At 56.6% G+C, this 12,127-nt stretch carries 11 protein-coding genes; all 11 read right to left on the reverse strand.

Annotated elements, in window-relative coordinates:
• Positions 1-19: 19 nt before the first annotated feature.
• Complete coding sequence (locus Q1A00_RS16865) at positions 20-697, reverse strand: 4-vinyl reductase (protein ID WP_298402557.1); 678 nt, start codon at positions 695-697, stop codon at positions 20-22.
• A gap of 150 nt (positions 698-847) precedes the next feature.
• Positions 848-1,999, reverse strand: a complete 1,152-nt coding sequence (locus Q1A00_RS16870; protein ID WP_298402559.1) for a spermidine/putrescine ABC transporter substrate-binding protein — start codon at positions 1,997-1,999, stop codon at positions 848-850.
• Positions 2,000-2,028: 29 nt separating this feature from the next.
• A complete protein-coding gene (locus Q1A00_RS16875; protein ID WP_298402561.1) occupies positions 2,029-2,895 on the reverse strand; it encodes an ABC transporter permease in 867 nt (288 codons plus the stop codon).
• Positions 2,892-3,761 carry an ABC transporter permease gene (locus tag Q1A00_RS16880; RefSeq protein ID WP_298402563.1) on the reverse strand — a complete coding sequence of 290 codons (870 nt, stop codon included), beginning with the start codon at positions 3,759-3,761 and terminating at the stop codon, positions 2,892-2,894. Before Q1A00_RS16880 ends, Q1A00_RS16875 begins: the two co-directional genes overlap by 4 nt.
• Before the next feature lie 10 nt (positions 3,762-3,771).
• Positions 3,772-4,869, reverse strand: a complete 1,098-nt coding sequence (locus Q1A00_RS16885; RefSeq protein ID WP_298402564.1) for an ABC transporter ATP-binding protein — start codon at positions 4,867-4,869, stop codon at positions 3,772-3,774.
• An 865-nt stretch (positions 4,870-5,734) separates the two neighbouring features.
• Positions 5,735-6,232, reverse strand: a complete 498-nt coding sequence (locus Q1A00_RS16890; RefSeq protein WP_366917436.1) for a DUF4276 family protein — start codon at positions 6,230-6,232, stop codon at positions 5,735-5,737.
• Between the two features lie 407 nt (positions 6,233-6,639).
• On the reverse strand, positions 6,640-7,032 hold the full coding sequence (locus Q1A00_RS16895) for a hypothetical protein (RefSeq protein ID WP_299645284.1): 393 nt from the start codon (positions 7,030-7,032) through the stop codon (positions 6,640-6,642).
• A gap of 201 nt (positions 7,033-7,233) precedes the next feature.
• The gene (locus tag Q1A00_RS16900; protein WP_298482436.1) at positions 7,234-7,494 is read right to left on the reverse strand and encodes a DUF2813 domain-containing protein; all 261 of its coding nucleotides are present in this window, start codon (positions 7,492-7,494) and stop codon (positions 7,234-7,236) included.
• Between the two features lie 229 nt (positions 7,495-7,723).
• Positions 7,724-8,905 (reverse strand): Xaa-Pro peptidase family protein, encoded by a 1,182-nt coding sequence (locus Q1A00_RS16905; protein ID WP_298402568.1) that lies wholly within the window; start codon positions 8,903-8,905, stop codon positions 7,724-7,726.
• A gap of 387 nt (positions 8,906-9,292) precedes the next feature.
• The gene (locus Q1A00_RS16910) at positions 9,293-9,562 is read right to left on the reverse strand and encodes a hypothetical protein (protein WP_298402569.1); all 270 of its coding nucleotides are present in this window, start codon (positions 9,560-9,562) and stop codon (positions 9,293-9,295) included.
• 106 nt (positions 9,563-9,668) lie between these two features.
• The gene (locus Q1A00_RS16915; protein WP_298402571.1) at positions 9,669-12,014 is read right to left on the reverse strand and encodes a DNA translocase FtsK; all 2,346 of its coding nucleotides are present in this window, start codon (positions 12,012-12,014) and stop codon (positions 9,669-9,671) included.
• Positions 12,015-12,127: the final 113 nt, after the last annotated feature.

The raw sequence follows: 12,127 nt of genomic DNA on the forward strand, positions 1-12,127 counted from the left end.
ACGGCCCTCCTTATATACATCAACTGACAGGCAATGATGGTACCTTAGACACGAGCCAAATTGACGCCGGCGCACCCATTGAACGACAAGCAATCTGTTCGACCGTAAACTCACGGCCGGTCTGCCAATGTAACGCCTCTTGCAGCACACCACACTGAATGTAGCCAATCGGTTCATCGGCTTGCTTGCCGGCGGACATCGAGCAGGTATAGTCGATATACGCCCATGCCTCGCCGCGATCCTCAATCGCCAAGCGGCGATCTTGGTTAACCGCTTGGCTCAGCCGGCGCAGACCAGCTTGCATCGCCGACAAACCAAGCTTCACTTGGGTCGCAAACGGCAACACCTTTGAGGCGATCAAAGCTGCGGTACCGAACAACGCACTCTGGTGCTCAATCGCCAACCGCGCCGTCTGGCGGCCAATCCGCAGCACCATGCTTCGTGCCGAGCGGCCAAAGAAGTTAAGTAGTCCAGCGTTGAGTGAAGCGTAATGGTAAAAGGTCAAACCGCTGGTCGCCTTCAGTTGTTCAGGCGGATAGTTGCCGATCAATTGGCTCAACCCAGCCTGCCGCAACACAACCGCCAACCCGTTCCGCCCGATGACCTCCTCTGCCGCTAACAACGCCCACCGCATATACGCATCAACTAACAACATATCGGCGACCGGGTCATGGTCGGGGCGATCGCGGATCTCCATGCCACCCTCCTCTGCGCATCCATAACCAGCGGATGAGCGCAGGATACCATAATAAACGCAAAGCGGAGACAAATTGTAAGGGCGACGCCAATGCGTCGCCCCAATCATTGCTCTCATATCGTAACGCGCGGCGTCGCCCAACGGCCTCCGCTAGCGGCCCTTAATCTCCGTCCATAGATCATCGAAAGCGGTAGTGCCTTCGTTGCGCACCGCCCACTCAAGCCGCTTATACATCTCTTCGTCAGGTGCGAAACCCTGCGCGTACAGCTCGCGAATCTCGGGCGACAGCAGCTCTAAGGCATCTTTATTCGGTGTCAAATAGCCGACATATTCGGTAATCTGAGCCGCAATCGCTGGTCGCAGGAGGAAGTTCATAAACACGTGCGCAGTGTAGGCGTTCGGCGAATCTTTCAGGATCACCATATTATCCATCCAGATCATCCCGCCCTCTTTCGGAATCACGAAGGCGATATTAGGATTGCCGCTAAACTCATCGCCTAAGCCATTGCGGGCCTGCATCGCCGAACCGCTCCACGAATGCGCCAGCACATACTCTTCGCTAGCCAGCTTGCGGTTCACATCCGAGCTGTTGTACGCGGCCAGATACGGCTTCTGCGCCAGCAGAATCTCTTTCACCCGCGCGAGTGCCGCCGGATCGGTCGAATTGAGCGATTGACCGATGTAGCGTAATGCAGCGCCCGGTGTCTCACGTGAATCGTCAAGCATACTAAATTTGCCGGCGAATTGAGAGACTTGGCTCGGCTCTAAAATTGCAGCCCAGCTATCGATTCCATTAGGGAAGAATTTGGTGTTGTAGGCAATGCCAGTAATGCCGTACATGTACGGAATTGAATACATGTTGCCTTTATCGAAATACTGATCGAGCAAGTTAGGATCGAGATGGACTATATTGGGCAACAACGCCTTATCAATGGGTGCAGCCAACCCTTCAGCAATCATGATCTGCACTGCATAATCAGATGGTACGACAATATCGTAGCCCGAATTACCGGCGCGCACCTTAGCCAGCATGTCTTCATTGCTGTCATAGGTATCAACCACCACGCGCACCCCATATTCCGCCTCAAACTGTTCGAGAACGGCTGGGTCAATGTAATCTGACCAGTTGTAGAAGAAGAGCTGGCGCGCTAGTCGGCTGCGATCAACCCCATCACTCGGCGCCGTCACCTCACCACCGCTAGCGCCGTACTCATTCCCCGGACTCGCCGCCGGACCGCCGCCACAGGCCGTCAAGGCCAGCGCCAGCAGCAGCGCCACCACAAGCACCCGAAGCATCTGCATCTCAGTTCTCCCTTCCTTTTGCTATGCTCTCATCGCCGGCGCTGTAGCACTTGCGACAGCGCAACCAGCGCCATCGACAAGATTAGCATGAGCGTTGAGATCGCGTTAATTTCTGGCGTGATGGCACGCCGCACCCGGTTATAGACCTCCACCGGCAAGAGTGAAGTACCCGGCCCAGAGAGGAACAACGAAATGATGAAATCATCGAGCGAGAGGGTAAAGGCCAGCAGCGCGCCACCGATGATGCCGGGCAAGATGAGGGGAAAGGTGATACGCCAGAAAATATTCCAGCTGTCAGCGCCTAAATCGGCGGCGGCTTCTTCGAGCCGGCGGTCAAAATTCTTCAAACTGGTGCGTACCACCACGACCACAAACGAAATGCTAAAAGCAATATGGCCAATTGTCACCGTTGCCAGATTGCGACGCAAGACCTCGCCAGTTACCATTCTGATTACGTCGAAGATAATCGCCGAGAAAGCAAGCAGCGCCACTGCCATCACAATTTCGGGCACCACAATCGGCAAATAGATCAATCCCTCGATTGCATTGCGCCCGCGAAAGCGATAGCGCTCCATCGCCATAGCGAGCAAGGTACCGATAATCGTTGAGACAATCGTTGAGACAGTGGCTACCACCAGCGTGTTCCACGCTGCCCCCATCATGCGCGGGTTATTGAACAAGCGGATATACCAATCAAACGTAAAACCAGTCCACCGTACACCGAACTCGTCACGGGTAAACGAAAAGATAACGAGAATAACGATCGGTACATAGAGAAACAGGTAGACCAGAATGGAAAATACCGTGAGCGCCAGACCGCTCCACGTCAGCCGGCCCTCGCTAAAGGCACCGCGGATGCGCGCCGATGCAGTGGTGGCAGGTGCCGTCTTGATCATCGCTCTTCCTCCGACGTGACGCGGAAGTACATCATAATCAGCACGAGCAGCACTAACATCATCAAGACCGCCATTGCTGAACCGAGCGGCCAATTGATTGGGTTGGCGCGTAAGAAGAGACGCTGGATCAGATTGCCGAGGTAGTCCACCTTCGCCCCGCCTAACAGCTCTGATACCACAAATTGACCGAGGGTAGGAATGAAGACCAACACCGAACCAGCCACGATACCGGGCATTGTCATCGGCAACATAATGCGCAGAAACGCTTGCACCTTATTCGCCCCCAAATCGGCGGCAGCTTCCATAAGTGTGAAATCAAACCGGTCAATGGCGGCGTAGAGCGGTAAGACCATAAACGGCAACTCGCCGTAAATGAGGCCGATCAAGGTTGCGCCTTCGGTGTTGAGCAGAGTCAGCCGGCCAATGCCGATAATTTCAAGGAAGCTGTTAATGATGCCGTTGTTGGCGAGAATAATCTGCCACGCATAAATCCGCACTAAGAAATTAGTCCAAAATGGAATAAGGATCAGCATAAGCAACGGCATGCGCCATTGCTGCGGGCTGCGAGCAATAAATACCGCCAGCGGATACCCGATCAACAAACAGATCACCGTCGTCAACACACTCGTCCAGATTGAGCGCCAATAAGCGTTAACGTACAAGCTCTGGGTAAAGATGGTGATATAGTTATTCAGCGTCGGCTCGTAGACCACCCGGCCCAGCGCGTCATTGGTCATGAAGCTGTAGAGAAAGATAATGACCAGCGGCAGGGCAAAAAAGAGCAGCAGCCAGAGCAGGCCGGGGGTGAGTAGCAGCGCCAGCCGGATGCGGTCGCGGCGCTGTTGCTGTTGTTGGATCGTCGCCATCACCCCCTCCTTACTCGCTCAGCACGAGCGCATTGTCGGGCGGGCAGACGATTACCGCCGCTTCACCCGGTTGCCAATACTCATCACGATCGAGTGTTGAACGGGTATTTTGTTCCCAGATATCGATAGTACGCTGGTCGTTGATTCGTACCGTAATGCGGGTATCACTTCCGATATAATTGACTGTCATCACGGTACCGGCCAGCCCGTTCGGAGGCAATTCACCGTTGGGTGCGAGCAGCCGTACCTTTTCTGGACGAATCGAATAGGTGACTGCGGTGCCATCACTGAGTGGACGCGCGGCCAAGCCGCGGAGGCGCAACCCTTCCGGCGTTTCGAGCACGGTGTAGTTGCCATCACGCCCAATTACAACGCCGTCAATAAAGTTGGTTTCACCGATAAAGTCGGCCACAAAGCGGCAATTGGGCCGTTCGTAGATCTCGGTGGGCGTGCCGACTTGTAGCAGCTTCCCCTTATTCATGACCGCAATTCGATCAGACATCGTCAGCGCCTCTTCCTGATCGTGGGTCACGAAGACAAAGGTAATGCCGACACGAGCCTGCAAACTCTTCAGTTCGAGTTGCATCTCTTTGCGCAGCTTTTGGTCAAGCGCGCCCAGCGGCTCATCCAGCAACAGCACTTCAGGATGGTTCACCAGCGCGCGCGCTAGCGCTACCCGCTGCTGCTGCCCGCCGGAGAGCTGGCGGGGACGCCGATCTTCCAATCCGCTTAAGCGCACCAATTCGAGCGCCTCTTTCACTTGGCGGGCAATCTCGGCTTTCGGTGTCTTGCGCATCTCAAGGCCGAAGGCCACGTTTTGGGCCACCGTCATGTGGGGAAAGAGGGCATACGATTGAAACACGGTATTCACCGGGCGCAGATGGGGCGGGGTAATACCCATCTCACGGCCATGGATGAGAATGCTGCCCGCAGTGGGCAGCTCGAAGCCGGCGATCATGCGCAACGTTGAAGTCTTGCCGCAACCGCTCGGCCCCAACAATGAGAAAAATTCACCGTCACGGATCTGGAGATTGACGTGATCGACCGCAACCACGTCGCCAAACCGCTTGACGACATCGCAGAGTTCAATCGCGATCGAGTCGCTCACCTGAACACTCCTCCTAACAGGTTGGCTCACTAGTGATGAGTAGCGACCAGCGAGAGGCTGATTAAGCCAGCCGTCTCGCGTCGCAACGCTTCAACCAAACAAGGTCAAGAGAAGTCATTGGCATCGTGGCCTGTAGACATCACACTGTGCATTAATTTAGCAGTAGTATACCATAATCCTTTCGCGGAATATTGTGGGGAAAGGCACGGAGAATGAGGGAAATGTAGAATTATCAGCCATCTGCTAAACGCAGCGAGTCGATGCGGTAGAGGCGGGTTTGAAACCTGCCTACCACACCATGATGTATGGGCACGCGGCTGTATGCCCCACCATCCCTCTTTCCTCCCCCTCAACCTGCATCCCCCCCACCCCCAGCCCCGCCACCACACGGGGAAGGGGTGCGCTATCTGGAGGGCGGAATTTCTTCCGCCCATCTTAGTCCGCTCAGCGCGGTAGCTACCCTCTCCTCGCCCCCTCCCCCGTGTGGGAGGGGGGGCCTCCCCCTCTCCCCGCGTGGGAGAGGGGGGCAGGGGGGTGAGGGGCACCGGGTGCATCCCCCCCACCCCCAGCCCCGCCCCGCTGGGGAGAGGGGTCGGCACCCACCCTTCCCTTACCTAAGCAGTCAGCGAGCCTATTGCAACCGGGCGCGCAGGTGGCTTGCCTACTATCACCTTCCGTGCGCACGAGAGCGCGATAGACGCGCAAGCGACTCGCCTGCAACAGTCATACAAGAGAGGAACGGAATGAAACATTCACTGGTGGATTTGGTACGAATACTGGTATAAGCTTGGCCGATACTTTCGGTCAACGATGCACTTATCCATATCAGAAAATATCGCGTACAGTACTATGTACGATGCCTAACTCAACACGTTTCTAGACGAGTAACCCACTGATTGAAGTGTGGACAGCGCGATCGGATGATGTCCAAGCCGATAGCCTCAGCAATTTTCACTCCACCGAGTGGCTTCCGGTAATCGGGCTTACTGCGCAAAATACGAGCTGCCGGATGGGTTTCGCTACCATCATTTATCTCTTCCGGTGTCGAAAATTGTTCGATTTGACCAAACGGTTGTTGAGAAGATAGCCGTAACTGTTCAATCAGGATGTTCGATGCGGAAAACAACAGTTCTTCAAACTCATGCAATAGCAAAAAAGGCAAAAATCTTTGATTATTAATGTTATTAGCAAACTCCTGCTCAAGTCTATTTACCCGACGAGATGGATTCACACCTTGCAAGCTAATTTTACCGGGAAGGTCAGCGGGTAAACCGTAGTTATCGAACATTGTAGTTACACAGACTGCGCCGCTATCATGCAGTAAATGGATAATATTCTGACGAATTTTGTCGTAAGATGTAATTCCGCCTCGATATTATTGGGCCGAAGAGACGCGTTTAGTCACTAGTAGGATTGGCGTAACCCATCGCCCACACGTAGCCAAATGCGGATTTAAGACAAGGGTTACAAACGTTTCTTCCGTTTGACCCTCGCACACGATCAAGATCCGCTTCATCGTCGTGGCCTGCCTCCAAGCACGTTCTGTTCCCATCGTTCACCTAGTGCATAGCCGGTCAGCCAATGCTCGATCGCGTCTCTCTTAAGACGCCGCACGGTAGAACCTCCTTCGTGCCGATCAAGCACCAGAATATCTTCTGGGGCAAATTGATTGACCAGTGTCACCGATTGAGTAGCGAGGATTACTTGCCGCTTTGTCGCTACTGTTTGCGCAAACTCGGCTAGTACGGTGATAGCATACGGATGCAGACCTCATTCTGGTTCATCAATAATCATCGTGGCCGGTAGATACGCTGCCGGTTGGAGGAACAGGGTTGCCGAGCAGATAAACCGTAGGGTACCGCCAGACAACGCATCGGGACCAACACTACCATCCGCACCATGCTCACGCCACTCGAGCATGAGGTGATCAGGCTGACGTGGTTGCGGTTCGAGCACAAAATCGCCAAAGAACGGTGCAACAAGGCGGACGGTTTCGACAATGGCCCGGTATGCATCCGGGTGCCCCTCGCGTAAATGCCAGAGGAAGGCCGCCAGATTGACCGCATCGGCATGCAAAAAGCGATGATCGCGGAGCGAGCACGGTTGCTTAACCCGCGCTGAGGCACCAGTATCGTGAACGTGGTAGCGCCGCCACGAGATCATAGCCCGATACACGAATCTATCAATCGTACCCTTTTTGGATGCCCATTGCGGCACCAGCGACTCAAGGCGCAACTGCTGGGACACGCGATGTCGGAGGGGATGGGGATACGTCTGGTCGTGAAAAAAGGTCGCCTCGCAAGCCAGCCATAGCTCATGACGCACGGGTACCAACTCACACCGATATCCATTCGCTCGCGGCTGCTAGGTATCGTTCCACCACAACGCTACCACCCTCCGCTCGGTTGTTTTGCGACCATAGTGCCAGATACGGTCAGCGCCACCGGCGCGAGCGACATACAGTTCCTTTATCATCTGATTGAGCATGGTAAACAGCGCGATCAGATGTGATTTGCCCGCGCCGTTCGCGCCGATCAAGACGTTCATTGGTCGTACATCTAGATCAAGTTCGCGAAAGGTGGTGTACCCTTCGAGTTTGATGCGTCCCAGCATCCGATCGGTCATAGGCAACCGGCGTTCTCACTGCTGAACCAGCACGGTAGGAGCATAATACCATGATAACGATCTCCATCTATTATCGGTGATATTCCGAGGCCCATCGGACGTTCCTCAGGTCTTGCCTTTCGAGCATTTATGGCAACATCCCCCCTCAAACGAGCAGGCATCCAATCACACAGTGCCTCTGTTCGGGTTGACACTGAGCTGTATCGGCAGTGCATGTCACTGCTCACCCTCAGCGAATCAGCCACAACTCTTCTTGCGGCGAACCAATCCACTCGCAGCCTTCAGGCGTTACCAGTATCTCTTCCTCAAGCGAAATGTAGCCGTAGCGCGTGCGCACGCCGAGTTCGAGGGTCAATACCATGCCAGCATCGATCGTGCCATAGGGTTTATCGCCGTAGCGCTCCCAACGCGGGTAGAAGCCCACACCACCGTCATGCACTGCGCGCCCGACCTGATGGCCGAGCGCATGAGGGTACTCTGGGTAGCCAGCAGCCGTAATTGTCTGACGCGCAATCGCGTCGATCTCCCACCCCACCACGCCGGGCCGGATGGCCGCCGCGGCGGCGCGAATCGCCGCCTTGACCGCGTTAAAGGCATGCTGCGCTTCCGCTGGCGGTTCGTGTTCGCCGGGCCGTAGACAGTACCAGACCCGTTGGTGATCCGAGCAGTAGCCGTCGAGCTGGACGCCAAAATCCATGTGGAAGATTTCGCCCGGCCGTACAATTTCATCCGATGGGCCAGTGTGGCCCCACGGCGAGTTGGGGCCAGCGTTGAGACCGGGGCAATGAGCAGGATCCCACGCCGTGGTTGCACCGGCCAATTGGGTTTGAGCATGGACAAAGGCTGCCACCTCGCGCTCGCTGACGCCGGGACGCAGAAAGTCACCGGTGGCAGTGAAGATGCGCATACTTAGTTCAGCGGCAGCACGCATACGTGCCACTTCCTGCGGCGTCTTGCGGCTGCGCAGTGCGGCGACAAAATGCTCCGCCGATACCAGCCGCTCACGGTACGGAGTGCCGGCAAGGTAATCGCATAAATTCAGATACATCCCATAGGTCAAGCCATCGGCGCTGACGTCGCTCCGGCTGATGTTAATCCCGATCCGCTGCGGATCGTAGCTCTGCAACAGGCTCACCAATTCCGGGCCGATGCTTTGGGTGTAGGGTCGCACCTCGTCAAACAGACCAGTGCGGCGCACCGCTTCATCATCACCCAAACCGGTTAACGCGATGGCTCGTCCACTGCGGGTGACTACAATCGCCGTCGTCCACGTCAACGAAAAGTGGCCGAGCAGTTTCAGGGCTGGGTCGGTGTGTTCCGCCGTCTCCCGCACCAAGATCAACCAGAGGTCAAGGTCGTGCGCATCGAGCAATTCTCCGGCTTGGTGTAACTTTTCGTGGTACAGATCCATCGTGGCGCTCCATTATCAAAGTTGGCAAATCGACCATGTAGCAGCAGTGTACCAGTAGCGTAAGAGGATCGGCGGCGAGCTTGATAACCGAGAGGGGATTGGAGATGGTGAGGGCAAACCCAAACGGCAAAGCGAGCCACGGCGCAGAGTGGTAAAGCGCAAAGGTGCAAAGTAACGCAGAGAGCGCAAAGGTATTTGGGATGGTGATCATCCTCTGCGCCCTCCGCGTCCTCTACGGTACTCACAATGTCCCCCCTCACCTCTAGTCCCTCTCTCACTGGCGTGGGCGAGGGGCGCCGCAGTGTTTCGCTCAACCGTGCCTTTCCCGCTAATCACGCGACTCCCCCGCCCCACCGTCCGGTAGGAGCGGGGGCCGGGGGGACGGGCCTACCGCCAGAGGCTATTCCACAAGTCTTGCAACGTCGTCTGCACGCCGGCAATTGTCTGCCGGATTGGATCGGGCGAAAGGCGGGCATCAAGCCGGGTGCGCGCATCCTCAATCACCTCGGTCAGCATTCGATGCGCTTCTTCAGCATGCAAGCGGGTAAGCAATTCGGCGTAGGCGTCGAGCAGTTGCTCGCGATCAGCCTTCGGCGTCTCTTCCAGCATATTCGCCAAAATCCGGCGCGCGCCAGTATAAAAATCTTCGATCGCCATCGCAGCTTCCTCCTAAGCGAGACGGGTGATTGATTGCCGGTTAGACGCGCCGGCAGGCCGGATCGTTGCGGCGCCACGTTCTTACGACGCGGCTATCGCCAAACCGTCACGGCGGCGTCCCATCGCGGCGCAGCACCTCGCGCGAACGCCCGCCATCAGGCGGGCCGACGTAGCCCTGCTGTTCGAGCAGATCGATCAATTGCTGCGCTTTGGAATAGCCGATCCGCAACCGGCGCTGCAAGAGCGAGGCTGATGCACGCTGATGTTGTGAGACGAGCGCAATCGCTTGCGGCAGCAATTCGTCTTGCTCGGCGGTCGAGAGGAACTCGGCGGGGGGTTGGAAGCTCTCACCGCTGGCGGCGGGTTGAGTCTCGCTTGCGCTCGGCTTCAGCTCCTCCAGCTTCGCCTCATCGGGCGGCGCCGCCTTGCGCCAAAAATCAACGATCCGCTCAACCTCACGATCGGCGACGTAAGTACCCTGAATCCGCACCAGCTTCGCCGAGTCAGCCGCCATGTAGAGCATATCGCCACGGCCAAGCAGATGTTCAGCGCCGGGAACGTCGAGAATGACCCGGCTGTCGACTTGCGAGGTCACAGCAAAGGCGATGCGCGAAGGGAAGTTTGCCTTGATCAGGCCGGTAATCACATCAACCGACGGGCGCTGAGTGGCGATAATCAGATGAATGCCAGTGGCGCGGGCCATCTGCGCCAAACGGCAGACATACGTCTCAACTTCATCGGGAGCCATCATCATCAAATCAGCCAACTCATCGATCACGATCACAATGTAGGGCATTGGCTCAAGATCGGCCTGTTTGCGCATCAATTGGCGATAGCTATCAATGTTCCGGCATGCATGCTTGGCAAACACCTTATAGCGGCGTTCCATCTCGCGGGTCACCCACCTGAGCGTTGGTACCACCCGCTCCACCTCAGTGACGACCGGCGACAGCAGGTGCGGAATGCGATTGTAGACAATCATCTCGACCATCTTGGGGTCGATCAAGATTAGTTTCAGCTCGTCAGGCGTATGTTTCAGCAATAGGCCGCACAAGAACGCATTAATCGCCACCGACTTGCCCGAACCGGTGGCGCCGGCTACCAACAGGTGCGGCATCTTGGTCAAATCGGCAATCACCGGCGTGCCACTGACATCCTTACCCAGCGGCAACTTAAGCCGACCGCGGTGCAACTCATACTCCTCGCTATCGAGCACCTCGCGCAGCGAAACCGTCGAGATCGCACTGTTGGGAATCTCGATACCGACGACATTCTTACCCGGAATGGGGGCCTCGATCCGGATCGACGGTGCCGCCAGTGCGAGCGCCAGATCGCGTTCGAGCGTGGTAATCTTAGCCACCTTCACCCCAACCGCCGGCTGCAGCTCAAACTGGGTCACGGCCGGGCCGGTATTGACGCCCACCACCCGCGCTTCTACTTTAAAGCTAGCCAATGTCTCCTCGATCACGCGCGCTTTGAGACGACGTTCTTCGTCGGTAATGCCGCCTTCACTCGAACGCTCGAGTAGTAGATCAAGCGACGGTAACGGCCACGCCCGCCGCACTGGCGAAATCTCGAAGCCGTCAAGCGCCTCTTGCACCACCTCTTGCACCGGTTCCGGCTTGGCTGGCGATGTCCTCACCGCTGGCGCGCTGGCCGGTTTCGCCGGTTCGGCAGGGGGCAGTAACTCCGGAGTAGGGAGCTTAAACAGGCTCGCCCGCGTCGGACGGGCGGCAATCGGCGTCGGCACAATATCATCGGCCTCGCCTTGGGGCGGTAGCGTAAAGATTAAATCGGCCAGCGAACGGCGCGGCATGTTGACAGGGGCAGCCGGACGGCGCGGCGCGCTCCAGAGCATGTGCCAAAAGGCAGCGGTGCGCTCGACCATCCCCAACACCAGTTCGCGCACGGTCAAATTAAAGGTCAGTAGCAAACCGGCCAACCCCAACGCCAAAATCACCACTACCGCCGCGATCCGGCCAATGGCAAACTGCAACGCCTCGAGCAGCCAATACCCAATCAAGCCGCCGCCCTCATTAAAGCGATCGGCGATCAGAATATCATGCACCGGCACTTCGAGCAGACCAAGCATTGCTAACAGCACCAGTATGGTGCCCAACACATTGGCCCCGCTCAGGCTAGCATCACTCATCCGCTCTTGCCAGAGGATGGCGATCCCGATTAAAAAGAGGGTGAGCGGCACAAAGAAAACTCCGGCGCCGAACAACGAGCGTACACCGTTGAGGTACAGGCTGCCCACCCCGCCGGCTTCACCGGTGAACACAAAAATAATTGTAACGACAGCGATCAGGATCAGACCCAGCGCAAACAGCTCACGCTGATGTTCGGGGCGCAACGAGATGGCCCAGCTCGCCCTCGCACCGCTCTTGCGGCTGCGGCTGCCTGTAGCGCGCCGCTTGCCGGTTGATTTGTTGCCGCTGCGTGAAGCCATTGCTCCTCAGTTCCCCAACACCTATGATCTACCATTCGATTATAGCATATCTGTGCGAGTATTCCATGATATGCAAACCGTCTTTACAAATTGCGCGCAACCACATATAATTG

Origin of the sequence: uncultured Chloroflexus sp., from assembly GCF_938091255.1 — a bacterium.
GTDB lineage: Bacteria > Chloroflexota > Chloroflexia > Chloroflexales > Chloroflexaceae > Chloroflexus.